The sequence below is a fragment of the Albibacillus kandeliae genome (assembly GCF_003116585.1).
Classification (GTDB): Bacteria; Pseudomonadota; Alphaproteobacteria; order Rhodobacterales; family Rhodobacteraceae; genus Albibacillus; species Albibacillus kandeliae.
The window spans coordinates 360,481-384,235 of sequence record NZ_QEHM01000004.1 but is presented as its reverse complement, the minus strand read 5'-3'; the positions used below and the strand labels follow the sequence as shown (position 1 = coordinate 384,235).

The following is a 23,755-nucleotide window of genomic DNA, read 5'->3' as shown; positions in this document are numbered from 1 at the left end:
GCTCAGGCCGTGGCCTGGGCGTGGGCACAGCTGGGGCTGAGCAAGCGCACGAGATCGACGTTGTCGCAGACCAGCGCGTCGAGCGAGACCTCGTCGAGGCGTTGGTAGAAGGCCTCTGCCGCATCCGCGAGGGCCAGCCGGAGCCAGCAGGAGCTGACCAGCGGGCAGCGTTCCTCGCCCTCGGCAAAGCACTCGGTCAGGGGCAGGTTGCCTTCCAGCTCGCGGAACAGCGAACCGACGTTGATGTCTGAGGCCGGGCGCGCCAGCTTCAGGCCGCCGCGCCGGCCGCGCTGGGTCTTGAGGTAGTCAAGCTGGCTGAGCTGGTTCACCACCTGCGCCAGATGGTTCTCGGACGTTCCGCAGCATTCGGCGACCTCGGTCTTGGTCACCAGCCGGTCCGCGTTGGCGGCACAGAACATCAGCAGACGCATGGCAATGTTCGTTCTTTTCGTAATTCGCATGGTTCAATCTCGCCTGTTGGGGGCAGGAAATTGGCGGTGACCTTGCCACAAACGGTCAAAGCGTGATTTGACATGCATCAATAACGGCGAAGGAGGAGACCACATGAGCGCGGACCCGTATTTCTTTGGTTACGGAAGTCTCGTGAACCGGTGGACCCACGATTTCGCCGATGCCCGGCCCGCGCGGCTGACCGGCTGGCGGCGGGCCTGGTGCCATACCGAGCTGCGCCCCATCGCCTTTCTGACTGCCGTGCCCGAGGCGGGGGCCGAGATCGAGGGGCTGATCGCGCGGGTGCCGGGCGCCGACTGGGCTGCGCTCGATGAAAGGGAGTACGCCTATGACCGGATCGGGGCCAGCGCGGCGGTGACGCATGACCTGCCGGAGGCGCCCGAGATCGCGGTCTACGCGGTGCCCGCGCACCGCCAGCGCGAGGGCGACACGGCGCACCCGATCCTGCTGAGCTATCTCGATGTGGTGGTGCAGGGCTACCTGCGCGAATTCGGCGAGGCGGGCGTGGCGCGCTTCTTCGAAACCACCTCGGGCTGGGAGGCGCCGGTGCTGAACGACCGCGCCGCGCCGCGCTATCCCCGCAGCCAGACTCTCGAGGCGGCGCAGGTCGCGCTGGTGGACCGCCACCTTGCGGCGCTCGGGGCGCAGGTCATGGTGGCGGCGGAGGAGCCGGTCAGAGGCTGACCGGCTCCGGCAGGGCCATCGCCCGGAACAGCGCAGCTTTCATCACGTCGGGCACCGGCAGCATCAGCATCGCCGAGCGCAGCAGCAGCTTGTTGGTTTCAAGCGCCTGCGCGATCCGCGTGTAGTGGGTGCCGCTGGAGGGCGAGCGCAACAGCTGGGTATAGCCGCTGTCGAGCGCCTTGACGAAGTCCTGCTTGGCGCTGGGCAGCGCCTCGGGCCGGATCGCCTGGAAGGACTTGAGGCCGCGCCGGGCCCGGGGCGCGGCGGGGTCGGCGTTCTTCTGGATGGTGCGGGTCAGCGAGGCCTCGACATCCAGCAGCGCCTTGCGGGCCCCGTCATAGGCCGGGTTGCCTTCGAGCAGCCGCGCCGAGCTCTGGTAGACATCGCGGTAGCAGTCGTAGCGATAGGGCTTGTCCAGCTTGTCCCAGCAGCCGCGCACGCCCTTGGTCAGCATCTTCGAGACCCGGTTGGTCAGCGAGTCATTCAGGCCGGTGGGCGCAGCATCGTATCCGCCGCCGCCGGCCCGGGTGGCAGGGGTTTCGGTGAGGGTGAGGAGGGCGGCGATGCCGAGGACGAGCAGGTAACGCATGGCTGAATGACGATCCTTGTAATGTGCCCGGCCTGGGAGGAGCCTTGGCAGGCGGTGGAAGACTAACAGGTATTAGTCGCAGAACAATGCGATCCGGTTCAGGTAAATTTTACCATCAGCAGGACGGCACAGAGGGCGCAGGCGATCCCGGCGAACTCGCGCCAGGCGGCGGCCTCGTCGAAGAACAGCAGCCCGATCACGAAGAGCGAGACCAGCGAGAACATGGTGTAGGTGACGCCGGCCTGCGCCAGCGACATGCTGCGCATCGACCAGAACCAGAACAGCGCGGAGAGCACGTAGAGCCCGCAGGCGATCATCACGCCCGGCGACCAGAAGGTGTGGCCGCGATCGGCCGAGAGTTTCAGGAGAATGTCGGCTACGATGACCGCGAGGGCGCAGGATAGCGCGCAGAAATAACCGGAAAATATGGGACTCATGACTAGGCCACTCTTAAAAATGCGATACGAAATTCCCCAAAACGGGGCGGATGAAAGGATCCGGACGGTTGAAATATAGCCCGCGCCGGACAGGGAAGAGCCTAGTCGGGATATTTCACGGAATCAACGCGTAAGGCGTTCGATAACCCGAAAGCACCCGTCTTCCGCGAATTTTACGCGCCATGTCTTGGCGACGATGCCGGTTCCGGCGCCGGTCTCGTAAGCCTCGACATGGAGCGTTTCGCCCTCCAGCCGCGCGGCGACGCGGACCTCATCGGTGAACACTATCGTTGCTGGCCCGTCCTCGACCACGCCCTCCGCCCGGCCCCGTGCGCCGGGGTAAAGATGGGTGTGGGTGGCGAGGAGGGTGGCCATCCTTCGGGCTCTCCATGCGGCTCAGACGAACGGGTGAACCGCCAGCGGCGTTGGTCTGATTTTCTACCTATGGTAGAGTGATGCTTATTTCATTCATTTTAGAGAGATCATCATGCCCACCGAAAACATAAATGCATTGCAGCAATTTCTTCAATGGGGGCCGCTGGGGCTGGCCGGGCTTATGCTCGTTCTTGTGGTCATCGCGTTGGCGCTGGACATCACCGCGCAGCGGGCTGGCCTGCTCAAGTTCTTCATGGTCATCGGCGCGCTCTGCTTTGTCGCGGCCCTGCTGTTCCAGTACCTGAAGCCCGAGGGCGAACTGAGCCTGAGGCTTGCCGTATATCCCAACGACCTGATCGACAGCCCTTTCCCCGAGCCGGAGATCAAGCTGAACGGCCGGGCGATCGACTATCGAAACGAGCCGCTGGTCCTTACCGGGGCCTCCAGCATCGATGTCGACGTGACACGCGCGGTCGGGCTTTTCCAGCAGGCGGAGGCGCGGATCGAGACGCAGGCCGAAGCCCTGACACAGGCCAGGACATTCGCCAACAGCCTGTCGTCGCAGCTGGAGAGGTTGAAAGCGGACCCGGCCGTGCGGTTGCCGCAACGGGAATTGCAGCAGTTCCAGACCATCGAACGCGACCTGAACCAGATCCTGCGGTCTACCGAGTGACGGGAGCCGGGGGCGGGGAGCGCCCTACCGCTTCCGCCGCCTGACGTTCCCGCCGTGCTGACCGGCGCGGCCCGCCGTCGAGCGACCCTTGGAGCCAACCGCGGCCTCGGCGGCGCGCTCCACGGCCTGCTGGCGCGCCAGCGGGTCGTCGTGGACGGCGAGGTCGACCGCTTCCAGCCGCTTGATCTCGTCGCGCAGGCGGGCGGCCTCTTCGAACTCGAGGTTCTCGGCGGCCTTGCGCATGTCGGTCTTGAGCCCCTCCAGCACCGCCTGCAGGTTCGCCCCGGCGCGGGCCGGGTCGATGGTGGCGGTGACCCGGTTCATGTCGGTGTCGCCCTTGTAGAGGCCCGCGAGGATGTCATCTACGTTCTTCTTGACCGTCGCGGGGGTGATCCCGTGTTCCTCGTTATAGGCCACCTGCTTGGCGCGGCGGCGGTCGGTCTCGGCCAGAGCGCGCTCCATCGAGCCGGTGATCGAGTCCGCGTACATGATGACCTTGCCCTCGGCGTTCCGGGCGGCCCGGCCGATGGTCTGGATCAGCGAGGTCTCGGAGCGCAGGAAGCCTTCCTTGTCGGCGTCGAGGATCGCCACCAGCCCGCATTCGGGGATGTCGAGCCCTTCGCGCAGCAGGTTGATCCCGATCAGCACGTCGAAGGCACCGAGGCGCAGGTCGCGCAGGATCTCGATGCGCTCCAGCGTGTCGATGTCGGAGTGCATGTAGCGGACCTTGATGCCCTGCTCGTGCATGTATTCGGTCAGGTCCTCGGCCATGCGCTTGGTCAGCGTCGTGACCAGCGTGCGGAACCCGCGCTTGGTGACATGGCGCACCTCGTCGAGCAGGTCGTCGACCTGGGTCGAGACCGGGCGGATCTCCACCTCCGGGTCCAGCAGGCCGGTGGGGCGGATCACCTGTTCGGTGAACACACCGCCGGTCTGTTCGATCTCCCACTTGCCGGGGGTGGCCGAGACAAACACCGACTGCGGGCGCATCGCGTCCCATTCCTCGAACTTGAGGGGGCGGTTGTCCATGCAGGAAGGCAGGCGGAAGCCGTGCTCGGCCAGCGTGAACTTGCGCCGGTAGTCGCCCCGGTACATGCCGCCGATCTGGGGCACAGAGACGTGGCTCTCGTCGGCAAAGACGATGGCGTTGTCGGGGATGAATTCGAAGAGCGTCGGGGGCGGCTCGCCAGGCGCGCGGCCGGTCAGGTAACGCGAGTAGTTCTCGATGCCGTTGCAAACGCCGGTGGCCTCGAGCATTTCGAGGTCGAAGTTGGTGCGCTGTTCCAGCCGCTGCGCTTCCAGCAGCTTGCCCTCGCCCACCAGTTGGTCGAGCCGCTGGCGCAGCTCTTTCTTGATGTGCACCATGGCCTGCTGCATCGTCGGCTTGGGCGTCACGTAGTGCGAGTTCGCATAGACGCGGATCTGGTCGAAGGCGCCGGTCTTTTCTCCGGTGAGCGGATCGAACTCGGTGATGCTCTCCAGTTCTTCACCGAAGAACGAAAGCTTCCACGCCCGGTCTTCGAGGTGGGCCGGGAAGATCTCGAGGCTGTCGCCCCGTACCCGGAAGGACCCGCGCTGAAACGCCTGATCGTTGCGCTTGTACTGCTGCGCGACGAGGTCGGCCATCACCTGCCGCTGGTCGTACTCGTGCCCGACCTTGAGGTCCTGAGTCATCGCCCCGTAGGTCTCGACCGAGCCGATACCGTAGATGCACGAGACCGAGGCCACGATGATCACGTCGTCACGCTCCAGCAGCGCCCGGGTGGCCGAGTGGCGCATCCGGTCGATCTGGTCGTTGATCTGGCTTTCCTTCTCGATATAGGTGTCCGACCGCGGCACGTATGCCTCCGGCTGGTAATAGTCGTAGAAGGACACGAAGTACTCGACCGCGTTGTCGGGGAAGAAGCCCTTGAACTCGCCGTAGAGCTGCGCCGCCAGCGTCTTGTTGGGCGCGAGGATGATCGCCGGGCGCTGGGTTTCCTCGATCACCTTGGCCATGGTGTAGGTCTTGCCGGTGCCGGTCGCACCCAGCAGCACCTGGTCGCGCTCGCCGTCGAGCACCCCCTGACTGAGGTCTCTGATCGCCTTGGGCTGGTCGCCCGCCGGCTGGAATTCGGTGTTCATCACCAGCCGCTTGCCGCCCTCCAGTTTTTCCCGCGTGCGGACATCCGGCGCAGGGGCGTGCAGCATCGGCATCGACTTGTCGGAGTTGGCATAGGGCATGGGCGATTCCTCGGGACATGCACAGATTTGATCTGTTTTTGTTCCACTTCAAGAGGGGCAGCGCCGAATCCGGCGGCAGCGGGGGTCGCTCCCGCCACATCCTGACATTTCCGGCGAATGCCGCGCAGGGCGCGCCTTGGCAATCGCTGCGCGGCATGGCAAAAGGCTCATCGAAGGTCAGACCGGAGAGCAGCCCATGCGCGCACGTATCTACAAGCCAGCTCGCAACGCCATGCAGTCGGGAACTGCCAAGACCCGCGACTGGGTTCTTGAATACGCCCCCGCCAGCGCACGCGAAGTCGACCCGCTGATGGGCTGGACCTCGTCGGGCGACATGCAGAGCCAGGTGCGCCTGCGCTTTTCCACCAAGGACGCGGCGCTGGAATATGCCGAGGCCAACGGCATCGAGGCACAGGTGTTCGAGCCGAAGACCCGCAAGCCCAACATCCGCACGGGCGGCTATGGCGAGAACTTTGCCACCAACCGCCGCGGCGCCTGGACCCACTGAGCGCGGTGTCGCGGGGCAGGGGCACCGCGACCGAGCCAGAGCAGCAATCGCAGGGGCGCCCATTGGGCGCCTTTGTCGTATCGGGAGAGGGGCAATGGCGCAGATCGAGTTTCTTCTGACCGGCGACGCGCCGGGGCGCACCACCGTCCTGCTGGCCCACGGGGCCGGTGCGGCGATGGACACCGCCTTCATGTCCGGCATCGCCGGGGCGCTGGCTGCGCAGGGCCTGCGCGTTGCCCGGTTCGAGTTCGCCTACATGGCCGCGCGCCGGACCGGCGGCAGCAAGCGGCCGCCGCCCAAGGTCGAACTGCTTTGCGCGGAATACCTCGCCGCGGTCGAGGCGCTGGCCTGCGAGGGGCCGCTGATCATCGGGGGCAAGTCGATGGGCGGCCGCGTCGCCAGCCTCGTCGCCGATTCCCTGCACGGGGAGGGTCGCATCGCCGGGCTGGTCTGCCTCGGCTACCCGTTCCATCCCACCGGCAAGCCGGAAAAGCTGCGCACCGCGCACCTGGCCGACCTGCGGACACCCACGCTGATCTGCCAGGGCACCCGCGACCCCTTCGGCACGCAGGCCGAGGTCGGGACCTACGCGCTGTCCCCCGCCATCACGCTGGGCTGGTTCGAGGACGGCGACCACGACCTGTCGCCGCGCAAGGGCGTGACGGGGCTGACCCAGACCGATCACCTGAACAGGGCAGCAGCAGAGATCGCCCGCTGGTCCTCCCAGCTGTGACACGTGCCCCCTCGGGCCCGCCGCGACACGATCGCCGGGGAACTCCCGCCGGGGCGCGAATGAAAGCTTGAAAACACCCGGGAACTCCTGCACACCCCTAGCGCCCGGTGCCAGCGCGCTCCCATAGCTCAACTGGATAGAGCAGCCGACTTCTAATCGGCAGGTTCGGGGTTCGAGTCCTCGTGGGAGCGCCACTATCTTCGCAAGCAACAGACCCGGTCGAGACCCGATCGCCGCCTGATCCGGTGTCGCGAAACTCGTCCACGGTCTGCGCCCACCCCGGAGTTGGTCCGGCCCGCCCCAGGGCGGGGCCGGATCAGAGCGCGGGCGCGGGGGTTTGCGGGGCCTGGGCGAGGGCGCGGCGGTCGATCTTGCCGGTGCCGGTCTTGGGCAGGGCGGCGCAGTATTCGATGAGGCGCGGGTATTTGAAGGGTTGGAGCCGCTCCTTGACGAAGGCCTTGATCGAGGCGTCGGACCATTCGCCGGGTTCGAGCCCGTCACGCAGGTGTACCACCGCGCGCAGGGTCATCCGCTTGTCCGCCAGTTCGTGCGCCAGCACGCAGACCTCGTGGATGTCCGGATGCTCGGCGAGGCAGCGTTCGACCTCGAGCGGCCAGACCCACTGGCCCGAGACCTTGATCAGCTCGTCGGCGCGCCCCTGGAAGTAGAAGTAGCCATCGCGCTCGATAAACCTGTCGCCGGTGTAAATCCAGTCTTCCCGCATGGTGTCGCGGGTCTTGTCGGGGCGGTTCCAGTAGATTGGGGCCGAGGAGTGGCCGCGCACGTACATCACGCCCTCTTCGCCGGGCCTTGCGGGCGCGCCCTCCGGCGTCAGCAGCTTGACCTCGTAGCCCGGCACCCGCGCCCCGGCGGCCCCGAGGCGATGATCGTCGAGGCGGTTGGAGAGATAGACGTGCAGGAGTTCGGTCGAGCCGAGCCCCTCGGTGGGGCCGTGGCCGGTCAGGGCGACCCATGCCTTGTAGACCTCCTCCGACAGGATCTCGGCGGCTGACATGCTCTGCCGGATCGACGAGAGGTCGGCCGATTGCGCCGCCGGGTGCCGGGTGATCGAGGTGAACAGCGTCGGCAGGCCGAAGAACACCGTGGGGCGGTAGGTCCCGATGGTGTCCAGCACCGCCTCGGCGCGCGGCTGGCCGGGCATCAGGACCGTTGTCGCGCCGACCGAGAAGGGAAAGGTGATCGCGTTGCCGAACCCGTAGGCGAAGAAGATCTTCGGGACCGAGAAGCAGATGTCGTCGGGCCGCAGGCGGAGCACCTGCTGGCCGAAGCTGGCCTCGGAATAGGCCATGTCGTGATGCAGGTGGACGATGCCCTTGGGCCGCCCCGTCGAGCCGGAGGAGTACATCCAGAAGGCCATGTCGTTCGGCCCGGTGTCGGCGCAGGCGAGCGTGTCGGGCTGATCCTTCAGAAAGTCCTCGGCGCTGACAAAGCCGTTGTCCGCGACGCTGCCGTTCACGGCCACCACCGTGGCGACCTCGGTGCCCTCGCGCACCGTCGGCCCGAAGTGCCGGGCGAGCCCTGCCTCGCAGACGGCGAGCCGCGCGCCGGTGTCCTTGAGGAAGTAGTTCAGCGTGTCGTCGGTGGTTTGAGTGTTCAGAAGCACCGGCACGAACCCGGCCCGGACCGCGCCGAAAAAGGCGGCGGGGTAGGCGGGCGTATCGTCGAGGAAGAACGGAATGCGCTCGCCCCGTTGCAGCCCCGCCGCGGCAAAGGCATTGCCCCAGCGCGCGGCCTCGGCGATCAGTTCGCGGTAGGTCAGCGTGCCGGCGGGCCCGATGACCGCCGGTTTGTCGGGGTTGCGCGCGAGGTTCTGCCAGAGCGTTTCGGAGCAGTTGGGATGCGCCGACCGGTCAAAGCCGATCTCGGCCGCGCCGGGGGTGTCGTCCCCCACCGGGTCGCTGATGGCGTCGGGGTGCGCGCGCTTCTCGGCTTCGTAGCGGGCGGTGAATTCGGGCGCCATCCGGCGGAGCCTGTCCATGTCCACCCGGCCCGAGCGGGTGATGTAGTCGAAGGCGAAGTCCAGCGGCGCCTTGTCGATCTTGGCGCCGAAGGTGTCGTACCAGGTGGCCGAGGTATTGGCGGCCTCCACGATCTTCTTCGCGATGGGCAGCCGTTCGGCCTCGAACCGATGGAGCGCCTTGCGCCAGTCCGGTTCGGCCTCGAGCGCGCCGATCAGCGCGATCACATCCTCCAGCGCCAGCCGTGTGCCCGAGCCGATCGAGAAATGCGCGGTATGCGCCGCGTCGCCCAGGATCACGTAGCGGTCGTGGACCCAGCGCGGGCACCAGAGGCGCGGGAACTGCCGCCAGATGGATTTGTTGGTGATGAGCTTGGCGCCGTCGAGCACCTCGGCGAAGAGGTCCTGGCACAGGGCCGCGCTCTCGGCCTCGTCCATCTGGCCAAAGCCGTAGCGTTCGAAGGTCTCGTGCTCGCATTCGACGATGAAGGTCGAGCGGTCGGGGGTGAAACGGTAGTGGTGGGCGTTCAGCGCGCCCTTGTCGGTACGGATGAAGCTTTGCGTCAGCGTATCGAAGGGGCGGTCGGTTCCGAACCACGCGAAGTGGCAGTTGAAATGCTCGACCTCGGGTGCAAAGGCGCTCTCGAAGCTCTGGCGCACGAGCGAGTTCAGCCCGTCGGCGCCCACCACGATATCGGCCTCCAGCGCGGCCAGATCCTCGATCCGCGTGTCAAAGCGCAGGTCGATGCCAAGACCCTCGGCATGGGTGCGCAGGATCTCGATTAGTTCGAGCCGCCCGAGCGCGGTGAAGCCGACGCCGTCGATGGTGATCCGGTCCTCCGGATGCTGCAGCGTCATGTTCTGCCAGCGCTCCATGTGGGGCAGGATCAGGTCGTGGATTTCCGGGTCGGCGGCCTTGAGAAAGGCCAGCGCCTGGTCCGAGAAGACGACGCCGAAGCCGAAGGTCGCGCCCTGCGGGTTCTGCTCGTAGACGGTGACTTCGACCTGCGGCATCCGGCGGCGCATCTGGATCGCCGCATAGAGCCCCGCCGGTCCTCCTCCGATGATCGCCATCTTGCTCAGCTGTGACATCGCTTTTCCTCCCGCTCGACATCCACCCGGGGAAAAGCTATCAGAATAATTGCGTATCACGCAATACGTTTCATATAGTGCAATAACCGCCATGCCGCACGAGATCCGCTACCAGGTTACCTTCGGCGATTGCGATCCCGCCGGAATCGTCTTCTATCCAAACGTTTACCGATGGATGGACCGCTGCTTTCACGACCTGCTCCGCAGTCGTGGCGGCCATGATGCACTCTGCAAATCGCTCGGGGCGCTCGGGGTCGGGCTGCGGAATGCGAGTGCCAGCTTCCTCCGTCCGATGCGCGACGGGGACGATCTGACGATTCTGATCGAGCTTCTGGAATGGTCGCCGCGGACCCTCACGGTTCACTATGTCGGGACTGTAGCCGGAGAGGTGGCCTTTACCGGGCAGGAGGCCCGCGCGTTGTTCGTTGCCACGCCCGCTGGTATGAAAGCGGGAGATTTGCAGCCGCTCAGGGACATGATCGACGACCATGGCGAAGGATAAGACCGACAACGAGACTGGCGGCGGAACTGGCGGGGGCATCCAGTCGCTCGATGCCGCGCTGAGGGTGCTGATGTTCATGGCATCGCGCCCGGGGCCGCTGTCGCTGTCGGAACTGGCGCGCGAGGTCGACATGCCGCCCTCCAAGGTGCACCGCTACCTCGCCTCCTTCCTTCACGCGGGTCTGGCCGAGCAGGGCGGGCGTTCGGGCAAGTATGACCTCGGGGCCGGTTCCATCCGTCTTGGCCTTGCGGCCATCGGGCGGCACGACTTCGTCAACAAGCCCTCGGCCCATCTCGAAGAGCTCCGCGATGCGACGGGGCTGACCGTGCTCCTCTCGGTCTGGGGCGGGGGCGGTGCGACCGTGGTGCGCTGGGAGCGTGCCGCCTCCCCCATCGTGACTTCGATGGGGTTGGGCACCACGCTGCCGCTGTTGAACTCGTCGACCGGCCGCATCTTTCTGGCCTACGCGCCGCAGGCCACGGTCCAGGCCCGGCTGGCCGAGGAACTGGCACAAGCGGCGCAGAATCCGGCGGTGCTCGGCGACGTGGAGCCGACGCGCTCGGGCGTCGACGCCCTGATCGAGCGGGTGCGCGGTATGGGCTACGCGACCGTCTATGGCGACTATATCCCCGGCCTCGTCGTGGTGGCGGCGCCGATCCTTGACTGGCAGGGCGAGGCACAGGCGGCGATCACCCTGATCGGAACCAATCCGAAGGTGGTGCAGGACGGATCGGACGAGATCGGGCACCTGCTGGACTTCTGCCGGGCCCATTCCTTTGCTTCGGTGGGGTCGGAGGGCTAGGCGATCCCGCCTGAGCCGGTGCCAGACCCGCAGCTGGCGCCCCTGTTGCCCGTCCTCGTTCCGGGGCGGCTTACGGAGGAAACCCTGCGCCGCGTTTTCCTGATCCTGACCGTGCTTCCGGCCCTGCAAAAAAGACGGGACGGGGCCTTCGTGGAGTCCGAGTCGCGACTTACATATGTGGGCATCGGGAAAGGGGCCGTCGTTCCGCCCGACCCGTGAAAGGAAGGTGAGGAAACCCCTGCCATTCGGAACCGGCCAAGGCCGGAGCTTACCCATGGTGACCGGGCCCCTCTGGCAAGCGTCTGCGGTACGCTTGTGATGTCGGCGCTGAAAATCTGTCAACCGCAGGGATCGGGCCAGCAGGCGATGCCGGTCGGTGCGTCATGCCCCCGGGCGCGGCCGGTCAGGTCCCGAAAGGAACGTCGACATGACCACCAATTCACCTTCGGGCCGCGTGATGGCGAGCTACTTCACCTGGGCCTTCGTCGTCACCGTGGCCGGGCTGGCCCTCGGCAGCCTCGTCGGCTGGTTCTACACCGGCACGCTTGGCGGCGTGCTGTCCTATCTCTTCATCTGCTCCGTGCTCGCGGTGCTCGAGATCTCGCTGTCCTTCGACAATTCCATCGTCAACGCAAACAAGCTGAAGTCGATGCGCCCGGAATGGCAGCGGCGGTTCCTGACGTGGGGCATCCTGATCGCGGTCTTCGGGATGCGGATCGTCTTTCCGCTGCTGATCGTCGTCGTCGCGGCGGGGATCGGGCCGGTGCAGGCGATCTATCTCGCGGCGTCCGACCCCGCGCAGTACGGCCGGATCATGCATGCCGCGCATCTGCCCATCACCGCCTTTGGCGGCACCTTCCTGATGATGGTCGGGCTGAGCTATTTCTTCGATCAGGAGAAGAACATTCACTGGGTCCGCTGGATCGAGGAGAAGATGGCCCATTCGGCCACCGTGCGCGGGATCGAGGTGGCGATTGTCCTGCTGCTGGCGCTGCTGTTCTCCTCCGCCCTGCCGGACGCGAAGGGAGAGGTATTCATGGATGCCGCCATCATGGGCCTGCTGACCTTCCTCGTCGTCGAGGTCGTCGGCGGGCTGATCGACGCGGGGAACGCGACGCGGGCGGCGGCGGGCGGCGGCATCGGGGCGTTTCTCTACCTCGAGGTGCTGGACGCCTCCTTTTCCTTCGATGGGGTGATCGGGGCCTTCGCGCTCAGCCAGAACATCTTTGTCATCGCCATCGGGCTGGGGATCGGGGCGATGTACGTCCGGTCGATGACGATCATGCTGGTTGAGAAGGGGACGCTGTCGGAATACCGCTATCTGGAACACGGGGCCTTCTACGCCATCCTGTCGCTGTCGATCGTCATGTACGCGCAGGCGCTGGTGCATATCCCGGAGGTCGTGACCGGGCTGCTCGGGGCAGGGTTGATCCTGATCGCCTTCCTGTCGTCGGTGCGGTGCAAGGTCCCGGCCTGACGGTTCATGGGGCGACTGGGCCGGGCGCTATGTCGCCCGGCCTGTTGGTGCCCTGACGCGCGGGCCTACAGCGCGTCGAGTTCTGCCTTCTGCCCGGCGTCGAACCGCAGGGCGGCCGCCTCGATGTTCTCGCGCAGGTGGGCGCGGCGCGAGGTGCCAGGGATCACGAGGATGTTAGGGCTGCGCGCCAGCAGCCACGCCAGCGCGACCTTCTGCGGGCTGGTTCCCATCGACCCGGCCACGCCATCCAGCACCGCCGATTGCAGCGGGCTGAACCCGCCGAGCGGGAAGTAGGGCACATAGGCGATGCCATCCTCGGCCAGCGCGTCGATCAGCGAGTCATCGTCGCGGTGGGCAAGGTTGTAGTGGTTCTGGACGCAGACCACCGGGGCGATGTCGCGCGCGACCCGGACCTGTTCGGCGGTCACGGTGCTGACGCCGATATGGCCGATCAGCCCCTCCTCCTGCATCGCCCGCATGGCCCGCATGGGGGTGGCGATATCGTCCTCCGCACCGCCCATCCGCAGGTTCACGATGTCGATCCGGTCGAGCCCGAGCCGGTCGAGATTGTCCTCGACGGACTGGCGCAGGAAGGCATCGTCGCGCCGGAGGTTCCAGCCGCCGCTCTCGTCGCGCCACGCCCCGACCTTGGTGACGAGGACAAGGTTGCCCGGGTAGGGGTGCAGCGCCTTGCGGATGATCTCGTTGGTGACATGGGGGCCATAGAAGTCGCTGGTGTCGATGTGGTCGATGCCGAGCGCGAGCGCCTCCTGCAGCACCGCCACCGCCTCGTCCGGGTCCTTCGGCGGCCCCATCACGTGCGGACCGGCAAGCTGCATCGCGCCGTAACCCATGCGGTTCACGGTGAGGTCGGTTCCGGGAAAGGTAAAGCGGCCGGCGGCCATTGCGGGGCGTGTCATGTCTGGTCTCCTTGAGTGCTGCCGGAGAGATGGGGGACTGCGAGCTGTTTGAAAACGGCGCTCAATCCGAATAGGCTGATCGACATGACGAACAATCTTGATGATCTCAGCGTTTTCATCGCGGTCGTGCGGGCCAATGGTTTTCGCAGCGCCGCCCGCACCCTCGGAATGTCACCGGCAACCGTGAGCGAGACCGTCGCGCGGCTCGAGGCGCGGCTCGACACCCGGCTGCTGACCCGCACCACCCGCAGCGTGGCACCGACCGAGGCGGGCCGGGAGCTTGCCGACCGCATCGCGCCACTGCTGGCGGAGGCGGCAGACGCGCTCGACACCGTGCGCAGCCGCAGCGGGACCCTGCAGGGCAGGCTTACGCTGAACGTGCCCGGGGCGGTGATGGTCGACATCCTGCCGCCGCTGATCGAGGCCTTCATGGCCGAACACCCCGGCGTCGAGGTCGAGATCATGGTGGAGGATCGCATGGTCGATGCGGTCGCCGCGAACTGCGACGCCGGTATCCGCTATGGCGAGGCGCTGGCGCAGGACATGATCGCCGTGCCGCTGGGGCCCCGGCGCCAGCAGGCGGCGCTGGCGGCGTCGCCCGCCTATCTCGAACGTGCCGGAACCCCGGAACATCCCCGCGACCTGTTGCAGCACGACTGCCTGCGGGGCCGTTTCAGCAGCGGGGCGCTGGTGCCCTGGGAATTCGAGCGCGCGGGCGAGACGATCACCCTCGACGTCCGCGCGCGGCTGACCATCGGCACCGGCGGTTCGGCGGCGATGATCGGGCACGCGATCTCGGGCATGGGGCTCTGCTTCGTCTTCCGGAACTGGCTGGAGCCGCATTTCGCAAGCGGTGCGCTGGTCCCGGTCCTGCCCGACTGGTGGCCCGAGTTCGAGGGCCCGTTCCTCTACTTCCACGGCCGCCGCCCCCCGGCCCCGCTGCGGGCCTTCGTCGATTTCCTGCGCAGCAGGCAACGCGACGGGGCGGCGTAGCGTCCTAGTCGCCGGACAGAACGGCGCGCACCTCGCGGTCTGCCAGCGTCAGGTCCAGCAGGTTTCGGGTGCGCTCCACGATGGCGTCGATCTCGTCGCCGGTACAGCAGAGCGGCGGCGCGTAGCCGAGGACCCCGTTGCCAAAGGCCCGCAGGATCAGGCCCTGTTGCCAGGCGCCGTCGAAGAAGCGTCGTGCCGGGTCGAGTTCTGCGGGCAGGGGGGCCTTGGTCTCCTTGTTGGCGACCAGTTCCACCGCCGCCAGCATCCCGCGCCCGCGGACCTCGCCGACGAGGGGATGGTCCGAGAGACCTCCGAGCCCTTCGAGCAGGCGCAGACCGGCCTCGCGCCCATTGGCCAGCAGGCCGCCTTCGTAGAGCCGCAGCACCTCGAGCCCGACCGCTGCCGAGACGGGGTGGCCAGAGTAGGTAAAGCCATGCCCGACAGCGGCCTTTCCCGCGCCGTCGGCGATGGTTTCGTAGACCGTCTCGCTCAGGAACACGGCGCCCATAGGCGCGTAGCCCGAGGTCAGGCCCTTTGCCGTGGTCATCAGGTCGGGCACGATGCCCTCGTCCTCGCAGGCGAAAAGGGGGCCGGTGCGGCCAAAGCCGGTGATGACCTCGTCGGCGATAAACAGGATGTCATTCTCGGCGCAGACCGCGCGCATGGCCCTGACCCAGCCCGGCGGCGGCACGAGGACGCCGCCGGAGCCCTGGATCGGCTCGACGTAGAAGGCGGCGACCCTCTCCTCGCCGATCTCCCTGATCTTTGCGCGCAGCGCGGCGGTCGAGGCGGCGATGATGTGGGCGGGGGCCGACCCGACGGGATTGCGGTAGCTGTAGTGGGAGGGGATCTTGTGCTGCCAGTCCCAGGGCGCGCCGAAGCCCGTATGGAACAGCGGCAGGGCGGTCAGTCCGGCCCCGGCGGAGGACGAGCCGTGATAGCCCTGTTCCAGCGAGATGAACTGGTCGCGCTGCGGCTGGTTGCGCGCATGCCAGTAGTAGCGGACGAAGCGGATCGTACTATCGACCGCATCCGAGCCGCCCAGCGTGAAATAGACGTGGTTGAGGTCGCCGGGCGCGCGCTCGGCAAGGGCGGCGGCAAGGCGGATGGGGGCCTCGGCACCAAGATCGAAGTAGCCGGTGGCATAGGGCAGGCGGCGCATCTGTTCGGCGGCGGCTTCAACGATGCTCTCGTGGCCATAGCCTGCGTTGACGCACCAGAGCCCCGAGAACCCGTCGATCAGTTCGCGCCCCTCGCTGTCGGTGACTCGCGCGCCTTGCGCCGAGGAGAGGAGGCGGACGCCCGTCGCTTCGTGCCCGCGCCACGAGGCGACGGGGTGAACAAGGTGGGCGCGGTCGAGTTCGACAAGGGAATTTGCGGTCATTGAAGGATCTCTGGGTGAAAGGTCAGCGGGAGGAGGTGGAGCTACGCGCCGGCGAGGTGCAGGGCCTTGGTTTCGAGGTATTCCTCGATCCCCGCGTGGGCGCCTTCGCGGCCCAGGCCCGACATCTTGACCCCGCCGAAAGGGGCGACCTCGCTCGAGATCGCGCCGGTGTTCAGGCCGAGCATTCCGAATTCGAGGGCGTCGCTGACGCGGAAGGCACGGTCGAGGTCGCGGGTGTAGAAATAGGCGGCAAGGCCATAGGGCGTGTCGTTGGCAAGGGCGATGGCCTCCTCCTCGGTCTCGAACCGGAAGACCGGCGCGACCGGGCCGAAGGTCTCTTCGCTCGCCAGTTGCATATCGGCCCGGGCCCCCGTCAGGACGGTGGGGCAGGCGTAGTGCGCGGGCAGGTCGCGCTGCGCGGTAAGGCGCCGCGCGCCCCGGGCGAGGGCGTCGGCGACGTGGCCATTGATCTTGTTGATCGCGGCGGCGTTGATCATCGGTCCGATATCCGTTCCGGGCGCGGTGCCCAGGCCGACCTTCAGCGCGTCGACCCGGGCGGCCAGCCGCTCGACAAAGGCATCATGGATGCCGGACTGGACGAGGAACCGGTTGGCGCAGACGCAGGTCTGTCCCCCGTTGCGGAATTTGGACGCCATTGCGCCCTCGACGGCAAGGTCCAGGTCGGCGTCGTCGAAGACGAGGAAGGGCGCGTTGCCGCCCAGTTCGAGCGAGAGCCGTTTCACCGTGGGCGCGCATTGCGCCATCAGCAGGGCGCCCACGCGGGTCGAGCCGGTAAAAGACAGTTTGCGGACCGTCGGGCTGGCAGTCAGCACCTGTCCGATGGTTTCCGGGCGACCCGTCACAACGTTGATCACACCGGCGGGAATGCCCGCCCGTTCCGCCAGCAGGGCGAGGGCCAGCGCGGTGAAGGGCGTGAAGTCCGAGGGCTTGATGACCACGGTGCAGCCTGCCGCGAGGGCGGGAGCGACCTTGCGCGTGATCATGGCGGCGGGAAAGTTCCAAGGGGTGATGATCGCGCAGACCCCGACCGGATCCTTGCTGACCAGAACCCGGCGGCCGCGTTCGGGCAGGAGGCTGCCCTCGATCCGGCGGGCCTCTTCGGCGAACCACTTGATATAGCTCGCGGCGTAGCGGATTTCGCCCGCGGCCTCCGACAGGGGCTTGCCCTGTTCCGCAGTCAGGATGCGGGCGAGGTCGTCCACACTGGCGATCATCAGGTCGTGCCAGCGCATCAGCGCCGCGGCCCGGTCTGCGTTCGGAACCCTGCGCCACGTCCGGAAGGCCGCCTCGGCTGCTGCGATGGCCTCTGCCGTCTCGTCCGCGCCGCACTCCGGGACGCGGCCCATGACCTGCCCCGTGGCCGGGTCATGCACCTGCAACGTGGCCGTCCCGGTCCAGGCCCCGCCGATCAGGGCGCGTTCGCGAAACAGGTCGGGGTCTTGCAGGCTCATCCGGCTCTCCTTTGGCGGGTCCGGGCCACAGGGGTGGCCCGTTCGACCGCAGGTCTACCGCGCGCGGCGCGGGCCGGATTGACGCGATCGGTAGGAACCGCCGCCGGTTGCTTCCTCCGCATCGGTGGAGACAACGCGACAGGGCCGCCCGGGGGTACGGACGACCCTGCTGTTCGGTCCTGACCCGGGGTGTCAGCCGAGCACGGTTTCGACCGCGCGCTGCGTGGCTCCGACGATCAGGTCGGCCTCCTCCCGGGTCAGGCAGAAGGGCGGGGCGAAGCCGAGGATGTCGCCCTGTGGCATGGCCCGTCCGATCACCTTGTCCTGGCTCAACAGTGCCGCCGACACCTGCGGTCCGATCTTCCGCGCCGGATCGAAGAAGCGGCGGTCGGCCCGGTCCTCGACGAACTCGACGGCGCAGAGCATCCCCTCGCCCCGGATGTCGCCGACGTTCGGATGGTCGCCTAGTGCGGCCTTCATCGCCTCGTTCAGATAGGCGCCGACGCTGGCCGCGTTGTCGATCAGCCCGAGGCTGTCGATCAGCTTGAGGTTGGCGACCCCGGCGGCTGCCCCGATGGGGTGGGCGGAATAGGTCCAGCCATGACCGATGGCTCCGTTCTCGTCGGTTCCCTGTTCGAGGACCTTCCACATCCGGTCTCCGACGATGGACCCCGAGAGCGGCGCGTAGGCCGAGGTCAGCCCCTTGGCGATGGTGATCAGGTCGGGGCGGATGCCATAGTGGTCCGAGCCGAACATGCTCCCCAGCCGCCCGAAGCCGGTCACGACCTCGTCGGCGATCAGCAGGATGTCGTACTTGTCGAGCACGGCCTGGATCGCAGGCCAGTAGCCTTCGGGCGGCGGAACGATCCCGCCGGTTCCGAGCACCGGCTCGCCGATGAAGGCGGCGACAGTGTCAGGCCCCTCGCTCAGGATCTGCGCCTCGAGTTCACTGGCGCAATGGGCGACGAATTCGGCCTCGCTCATCGGCAGGTCGTCGCGGCGGAAGTAGTCGGGCGCGATGGTGTGCTTGACCTGAACCAGCGGCAGGTCGAACTTCTTGTGGAACAGCTCCAGCCCGGTCAGCGATCCGGTCATCAGGCCGGAGCCGTGATAGCCGCGCCAGCGCGAGATGATCTTCTTCTTCTCGGGGCGGCCGAGGATGTTGTTGTAATACCAGACCAGCTTGATGTTGGTCTCGTTCGCGTCCGAACCGCCGAGCCCGAAATAGACCTTCGACATTCCCTTGGGCGCCCGCTCCAGCACCATCTGTGCAAGGGTGATCGACGCCTCGGTCCCGTGGCCCACGTAGGCGTGGTAATAGGCCAGTTCCTTCGCCTGCTCGGCAATCGCCTCGGCGATTTCGGGGCGGCCATAACCGACATTCACGCAGTAGAGACCTGCAAAGCCGTCGAGCAGGCGGTTGCCGTCGCGGTCCTCGATGTGAACGCCCGATGCGGTCCGGATCACCCGGCTGGGAGACACGCCCCGGGCATGCTGGGCAAGGTGGGTCGAGGGGTGAAAGAAATTCTCCCGGTCCCAGCGGTCGAGTTGGTCGTTGGTCAGCATCTCTGCTCCTTCCTTCTGTGTCATGCCCAGTCGCGGCAGACGTACTTGATTTCCATGAATTCGCGCATGCCGGTCGCCGCGCCCTCGCGCCCGAGGCCGGACTGCTTGGTGCCGCCGAAGGGAATGGGCGCGCCGGTTACCTTGGTCCGGTTCACCGCGACCATGCCGAACTGCAGGGCGCGGCTCAGGCGGTAGATGCGGCGGGGGTCGATGCTGTGCAGGTAGGCCACCAGACCGTACTCGGTGTCATTCGCGCGGCGGATGACCTCCTCCTCGGTGTCGAATGGCGTGATCGCCGCGACCGGGCCGAAGGTTTCCTCGCGCATGATCCGCGCCGTGTCGGGCACATCGGTCAGAACCGTCGGCTGGTAGAACAGCGGCCCCGCCGGGTGCGCCGCGCCCCCGCAGGCGAGCCGGGCACCGCAACTCAGCGCGTCCGCCACGTGCTCGGCCTGCTTGGCCACGGCCGCCTCGTTCATCAGCGGGCCGATATCGGGGTCTGCCATGCCCTCGCCCACGGAGAGGGCGCGCGTGGCCTCGGCAAAGCGCTCGCAGAACGCGTCGTAAACCGCGCGTTCCACGTAGATGCGGTTGGCGCCAAGGCAGTCCTGCCCGGAGGTGGCGAACTTGGCCTTCACGGTCTCGGCCACGGCGGCGTCGAGGTCGGCATCGGCGAAGACGATGACAGGCGCATGGCCGCCGAGTTCCAGAACCAGCCGTTTCACCGTGTCCGCCGACTGGCGATAGAGCAGCTTGCCGATCCCGGTCGACCCGGTGAACGACAGGGCCCGCACCCGGGTGTCCTGTGTCCAGGGTTCGACGATGGTTGCGGGGTCGCCCGTCACCACGTTCAGCACGCCTGCAGGCAGCCCGGCGCGTTCGGCCAGTTCCGCCAGCGCGAGGGCGGAATAGGGCGTTTCGCCCGACGGGTGGGCGACGATGGTGCATCCTGCGGCCAGCGCGGCGGCGGCCTTGCGGGTCAGCATGGCGGAGGGAAAATTCCACGGTGTGATCAGGGCCACCACGCCGACCGGCTCCAGCCAGAGTTCGACCTCGGCATCCGGCAGGTGGCTGGTCACGCCCTCGATGTCCGGGCGCTTGGCCTCCTCGGCGTAGAATTCGACGAAAGAGGCGGCATAGTCGATCTCGCCCCGAGCCTCGGAGAGCGGTTTGCCCTGCTCCAGCACCATGATCCGCGCCAGGTCTTCGCGGTGGGCGAGGATCAGGTCGTGCCAGCGTCGCAGCACGGCCGAGCGGTCCTGTGGCAGGCTCTGTGCCCAGCCGCCAAACGCGCGCTGCGCTGCGTCGACGGCCGAACGCGCCTCGGCCCCCGACAGCGAGGCCACGTCGCCGATGGTTTCAAGGTTGGCGGGGTTTCGCACCGCGAAGGTTGCCCCGGACTCGGCGGCTCTCCACTTGCCGTCGATGTAGGAAAAGCTGCGCAACAGCCGTTTGTCGGCAATGTCGCTTCTGGCCGTGATCGCGTGATCGAGCATGTTCGCCTCCGAATACATGGGGCGAGGCTAGGACGGCGACAGAAGGGCCCGAGACCGAATTTCACGCCGTTCGGAGAGGATCTCTCCTGCAAGTCGGCGGGCAGGAGAGAAATCCTCTCAGCCCGCGATCAACTCGGCAAAGGGCAGCACGCCATCGGTCTTGACCGGTTTGGTCACGAAGTAGGTGAAGTAGCGGGCGATCCCCATGCGCGCATCCAGCATCTCGTCGACGAGCCGCTGGTAGGCGTCGATGTCGCGGGTCACGATCTGGAGGATGTAGTCGAACCCGCCACCCAGCGCCCAGCATCCGATGACCTCGTCATAGCGCTGGACGTTGGCCTCGAAGGTGCGAAAGCTGGCGGCGGTGTGATCGGCAAGTTCCGCCGTCAGGAAGACGACGATATGCGGCCCGAGCTTTCGCAGGCTGATGCGGGCGCGGTAGCTTTCGATCAGGCCAGCCTCTTCCAGCCGTTTCAGTCGGTTCCAGCAGGGCGTGGCCGACAGGCCGACCTTTTCGGCGAGGGCCGCCTTCGAGATGCGACCGTCGACCGAGAGGGCGCGCAGGATGTCGATGTCCTTCTGATCCAGTCTCGTCATGTCTTGGCTCTTGCGCCGGCCCTTGTTCCGTCGGTTCATGAGAAATGCCCCAGTCTCGATGAAACCGGGGCGTTTCATCGAGACTGGGGCAATCCGGTCGGTACTGCAACCCGGAGGCGTCAGGCGGTTTCGGCCTCGGCCTTCATGGCTTCCATGTCGCTGAAGCGGTCGCCGATGCGCGGATGGGCGCGCCCGCCGTCCGAAGCGCCGATCGCGATGAGGATCTCGTCGGGTCCGGGTGCGTCCGCGATCTGGAAGTTCGTGGTCAGGAAGTGCGACCGCTTGCCGGTCTCGCTCTTGTGGATCATCGGCAGCGACATCAGCGCGCCGGGCGCGTTCCGGGTGTTGGTGAAGCTCAGGTAGGCGGTGCCGTGCACCGCTTCGCGGAACTGGTTGCCGAACCGCAGGGTGTGGATCAGCGCCGAGGCGTGCTCGATCTCGCCATTGACCCCGACGCAGGCCGCCTTGCCGAAGGCTTCCACCATGTCCGGCGCCATCAGGTCGGTCAGGCGGCGGGTCATCTCCGCCCCGAGGCCCGGCGCGATCCGCCGGATTTCGGTATCCAGATCCTCGACATAGCCCTGTCCGGCCCACGGGTTCGGCAGGACGGCGGCGATCACCACCGAGGTGATGGGGCGCGGGGCGGGACGCCCGGCCTCGATCACCGTTTCTTCGACAAAAGCTGCGAACTTGCGAACGCCAAGAGACATGGGGACACCTTCGTTATTGTTTCACACCCTCTATAGGTGCGGTCGCATCCTTGGTTCTTCCTATGTTTCGAGGGTCGTGATTTGACATTCATGCTCTGAAGGGGAGTATGAATTCGGGCCCGCCGTGGGTCATGCTCGTGCGCGGCCCGGCGTGGCCACATCACCGCAGAGGAGCCTTTCCGCCATCGACTGGAAAGCCAAACTATCTTCCCTGACGCAGGCCGTGACCCTGATCAACGGCACGGGAAACATCGAGGCCATCCTTGAAAACCTCGTGGCGACCGCCTGCAAGCAGGTCGGCTGGGCGCTGGGCTCGATCATGTCGATCGATGCCGAGCACGGCTTTGCCTATGTCATGGCGCGGCACGATCCCACGCTGATCCAGCGCACGCTGCCGGACCGCTGGGAGCTGGCCACCAGCCCCTCGCTGATCGCGTTGCAACGCAACCAGCCGATCTATGTGCCCGACATCCGCGAGTCCGACGAGTTTCACGGCTACCGCATCGAATCCTATGAACGTGACTATCGCTCGATCCTCGTGATCCCGATGAACTGCGTCGATTTCAACGGGCGTCCGATGGTGCTGAACCTGCTGTCTCGCCAGGTGTCCGAGTTGTCGGACGAAGATCAGGCCGTGCTGGACATGGTGGTTCAGCTGGGTGTGACCGCGGTCGAGCAGGAGCGGCGGGTGCAGGCGGCCCGGCAGGACGCCGAGCGGCAGCAGATGGCGCTTGCGACGCACACGGCGCTGCTGGATCACGCGCTGACGGACAGTTCGGTGCTCTCGCTCAGCGAACTGGTGAATGCACGGCTGCACGTTCCGCTGGTGATCGTCGATTTCACCATGTCGCAGGTCGTCCCCGGGCGCTCGCCCGACCAGAGGCGGTTCACCGACCGCCAGTGGCAGGCCGAGGTGCAGCGTGTCTTTGGTCCGCAGCTTCTCAAGGTGGCGCGGGATACGCTCGAGAGATCGGGGAACGGCAAGGTGTCGATCCGTCTGGACGACGGCGCCGATGCCATCCGGATCGAGGGCACGGTGCAGGCGCTGGAGGTGGATGCCGACAGGGTTGGCGCGCTGGTGGTGTTCGATCAGGACGCGGCGCCCGACCTGATGGAACTGATGGTTCTCGACAGCGCGCGTTTTGCGCTCAGCGTGGTGATGATGCGCAACTTCATCCGCTTCCGGTTCGAGACGCGGACCCAGTCCGAGTTGTTCTACGAGATCATCGAGCGGCGCTGGCGCGATGCCGGTGACCTGCTGCTCCGGGCCCAGCGGCTGGGCCTCGATTTCGAACGCCGCCAGCAGATGCTGGTGGTCGATCTTGGCGGCGCGGAGCGGGTTACCGCCAGCATGACGGTCGATCTGCACCGCGCCCTGACCCGTTTTGTGCAGGCGCAGGGCACCGAGGTCTCGGTGCTGAGCGTGGATGGCGCGATGGTGTGCCTCTGCCCCCTGGCCGAGGATGACCCGGCCGAACGCACCGCCAAGCTGGCCGAGAGGGTTGCGCGCGAGGTGGGGCGCTACCTCGGGCAGACGCCGGTGGTGGTGGCCAGTCAGCCCTGCCAGCACCTTGGCGACTACCCCGAAGCCTGGGAACGGGCGCGCCGGGTGGTCGAGATCGCGCGTTCGCTCGGTCGGACTGGGGCGCTCTCGCTGCAGGACTTCGGCCCGATGCCGATGCTGGCTGCCGCCGCCGGGGTGGACGAGGTGCGCCTGTTCCTCTCCGAGGTCCTCGGGCAGGTCGTCGAGCACGACCGCGAGAACGACACGCCATACCTCGAAACGCTGGAAATCTACCTGCGGGAACGTGGCCGCAGCCAGGCTGCCGCCGATGCCATGGGGCTCCACGTCACCACGCTGCGCTACCGGCTCAAGCGGATCGAGGAACTCTTTGGGATCAACGTCGAAGCCCCGGATCGGCGGTTCTCGGTCGAGCTTGCGATCCAGTTGCAGAAGATGATGACGGGCGTCTGAACCCCCGTCATCGCCGCTCTCTCGGCGCCGAAAATCCTTCCTCCGAAACGAAGCAAAGATATTCCGATCTCTCCTGAGAATGTCAGGAAGAATCCCCC

22 protein-coding genes and 1 tRNA gene are annotated in these 23,755 nt (G+C 66.8%); 10 read left to right on the top strand and 13 right to left on the bottom strand.

Annotated features, from left to right (window positions below; all coding sequences use genetic code 11):
* Positions 1-2: 2 nt before the first annotated feature.
* A complete protein-coding gene (locus DDT93_RS12570) occupies positions 3-461 on the bottom strand; it encodes an RrF2 family transcriptional regulator (protein WP_109466188.1) in 459 nt (152 codons plus the stop codon).
* Between the two features lie 103 nt (positions 462-564).
* Between DDT93_RS12570 and DDT93_RS12565 the strand changes: the two genes are divergently transcribed.
* Positions 565-1,155, top strand: coding sequence for a gamma-glutamylcyclotransferase family protein (locus DDT93_RS12565; RefSeq protein ID WP_109466187.1), 591 nt, complete (start codon positions 565-567; stop codon positions 1,153-1,155).
* Here DDT93_RS12565 and DDT93_RS12560 read toward each other — a convergent pair.
* From DDT93_RS12560 to DDT93_RS12550, 3 genes are all read right to left on the bottom strand, one after another.
* On the bottom strand, positions 1,145-1,744 hold the full coding sequence (locus DDT93_RS12560; protein ID WP_109466186.1) for a hypothetical protein: 600 nt from the start codon (positions 1,742-1,744) through the stop codon (positions 1,145-1,147). The genes DDT93_RS12565 and DDT93_RS12560 overlap by 11 nt on opposite strands.
* Positions 1,745-1,842: 98 nt before the next feature.
* Entirely contained in the window at positions 1,843-2,181 is a 339-nt protein-coding gene (locus DDT93_RS12555; protein ID WP_109466185.1) for a DMT family transporter, read from the bottom strand.
* 123 nt (positions 2,182-2,304) lie between these two features.
* Positions 2,305-2,556, bottom strand: a complete 252-nt coding sequence (locus tag DDT93_RS12550; protein WP_109466184.1) for a hypothetical protein — start codon at positions 2,554-2,556, stop codon at positions 2,305-2,307.
* A 112-nt stretch (positions 2,557-2,668) separates the two neighbouring features.
* Between DDT93_RS12550 and DDT93_RS12545 the strand changes: the two genes are divergently transcribed.
* A complete protein-coding gene (locus tag DDT93_RS12545) occupies positions 2,669-3,229 on the top strand; it encodes a hypothetical protein (protein WP_109466183.1) in 561 nt (186 codons plus the stop codon).
* 24 nt (positions 3,230-3,253) lie between these two features.
* On the opposite strand, the gene uvrB is transcribed toward DDT93_RS12545, so the two are convergent.
* The gene (uvrB, locus tag DDT93_RS12540; RefSeq protein ID WP_109466182.1) at positions 3,254-5,452 is read right to left on the bottom strand and encodes an excinuclease ABC subunit UvrB; all 2,199 of its coding nucleotides are present in this window, start codon (positions 5,450-5,452) and stop codon (positions 3,254-3,256) included.
* 196 nt (positions 5,453-5,648) lie between these two features.
* Here uvrB and DDT93_RS12535 point away from each other — a divergent pair, with 196 nt between their 5' ends.
* The 3 genes from DDT93_RS12535 to DDT93_RS12525 all read left to right on the top strand — a co-directional run bounded on the left by DDT93_RS12535 (position 5,649) and on the right by DDT93_RS12525 (position 6,887).
* Entirely contained in the window at positions 5,649-5,960 is a 312-nt protein-coding gene (locus DDT93_RS12535) for an ETC complex I subunit (RefSeq protein WP_109466181.1), read from the top strand.
* A 94-nt stretch (positions 5,961-6,054) separates the two neighbouring features.
* Positions 6,055-6,693, top strand: a complete 639-nt coding sequence (locus DDT93_RS12530; protein WP_109466180.1) for an alpha/beta family hydrolase — start codon at positions 6,055-6,057, stop codon at positions 6,691-6,693.
* A gap of 117 nt (positions 6,694-6,810) precedes the next feature.
* A tRNA-Arg gene (locus DDT93_RS12525) sits at positions 6,811-6,887 on the top strand.
* 122 nt (positions 6,888-7,009) lie between these two features.
* On the opposite strand, the gene DDT93_RS12520 is transcribed toward DDT93_RS12525, so the two are convergent.
* A complete protein-coding gene (locus tag DDT93_RS12520) occupies positions 7,010-9,763 on the bottom strand; it encodes a benzoate-CoA ligase family protein (RefSeq protein ID WP_109466179.1) in 2,754 nt (917 codons plus the stop codon).
* A gap of 91 nt (positions 9,764-9,854) precedes the next feature.
* On the opposite strand from DDT93_RS12520, the gene DDT93_RS12515 reads away from it, so the two are divergent.
* From DDT93_RS12515 to DDT93_RS12500, 3 genes are all read left to right on the top strand, one after another.
* Positions 9,855-10,265 (top strand): acyl-CoA thioesterase, encoded by a 411-nt coding sequence (locus DDT93_RS12515; protein ID WP_109466178.1) that lies wholly within the window; start codon positions 9,855-9,857, stop codon positions 10,263-10,265.
* A complete protein-coding gene (locus DDT93_RS12510) occupies positions 10,252-11,067 on the top strand; it encodes an IclR family transcriptional regulator (protein ID WP_109466177.1) in 816 nt (271 codons plus the stop codon). The genes DDT93_RS12515 and DDT93_RS12510 overlap by 14 nt, the downstream gene beginning before the upstream one ends.
* Positions 11,068-11,494: 427 nt before the next feature.
* Entirely contained in the window at positions 11,495-12,544 is a 1,050-nt protein-coding gene (locus DDT93_RS12500; RefSeq protein WP_109466175.1) for a DUF475 domain-containing protein, read from the top strand.
* 65 nt (positions 12,545-12,609) lie between these two features.
* Here the strand turns inward: DDT93_RS12500 and DDT93_RS12495 are convergent, their stop codons facing one another.
* A complete protein-coding gene (locus DDT93_RS12495; RefSeq protein ID WP_109466174.1) occupies positions 12,610-13,464 on the bottom strand; it encodes an oxidoreductase in 855 nt (284 codons plus the stop codon).
* A gap of 84 nt (positions 13,465-13,548) precedes the next feature.
* Here DDT93_RS12495 and DDT93_RS12490 point away from each other — a divergent pair, with 84 nt between their 5' ends.
* Positions 13,549-14,457, top strand: coding sequence for a LysR family transcriptional regulator (locus DDT93_RS12490; protein WP_109466329.1), 909 nt, complete (start codon positions 13,549-13,551; stop codon positions 14,455-14,457).
* 4 nt (positions 14,458-14,461) lie between these two features.
* On the opposite strand, the gene DDT93_RS12485 is transcribed toward DDT93_RS12490, so the two are convergent.
* From DDT93_RS12485 to DDT93_RS12460, 6 genes are all read right to left on the bottom strand, one after another.
* Entirely contained in the window at positions 14,462-15,841 is a 1,380-nt protein-coding gene (locus DDT93_RS12485; protein ID WP_109466173.1) for an aminotransferase class III-fold pyridoxal phosphate-dependent enzyme, read from the bottom strand.
* A gap of 41 nt (positions 15,842-15,882) precedes the next feature.
* Positions 15,883-17,313 (bottom strand): NAD-dependent succinate-semialdehyde dehydrogenase, encoded by a 1,431-nt coding sequence (locus DDT93_RS12480; RefSeq protein WP_109466172.1) that lies wholly within the window; start codon positions 17,311-17,313, stop codon positions 15,883-15,885.
* A 192-nt stretch (positions 17,314-17,505) separates the two neighbouring features.
* Positions 17,506-18,879, bottom strand: coding sequence for an aspartate aminotransferase family protein (locus DDT93_RS12475; RefSeq protein ID WP_109466171.1), 1,374 nt, complete (start codon positions 18,877-18,879; stop codon positions 17,506-17,508).
* A gap of 20 nt (positions 18,880-18,899) precedes the next feature.
* Positions 18,900-20,375 carry an NAD-dependent succinate-semialdehyde dehydrogenase gene (locus tag DDT93_RS12470; protein ID WP_109466328.1) on the bottom strand — a complete coding sequence of 492 codons (1,476 nt, stop codon included), beginning with the start codon at positions 20,373-20,375 and terminating at the stop codon, positions 18,900-18,902.
* Between the two features lie 117 nt (positions 20,376-20,492).
* The gene (locus DDT93_RS12465) at positions 20,493-20,972 is read right to left on the bottom strand and encodes an Lrp/AsnC family transcriptional regulator (RefSeq protein ID WP_109466327.1); all 480 of its coding nucleotides are present in this window, start codon (positions 20,970-20,972) and stop codon (positions 20,493-20,495) included.
* Between the two features lie 119 nt (positions 20,973-21,091).
* A complete protein-coding gene (locus DDT93_RS12460; protein ID WP_109466170.1) occupies positions 21,092-21,682 on the bottom strand; it encodes an amino acid synthesis family protein in 591 nt (196 codons plus the stop codon).
* 223 nt (positions 21,683-21,905) lie between these two features.
* Between DDT93_RS12460 and DDT93_RS12455 the strand changes: the two genes are divergently transcribed.
* Positions 21,906-23,657, top strand: a complete 1,752-nt coding sequence (locus tag DDT93_RS12455; protein WP_198654837.1) for a helix-turn-helix domain-containing protein — start codon at positions 21,906-21,908, stop codon at positions 23,655-23,657.
* Positions 23,658-23,755 lie beyond the last annotated feature (98 nt).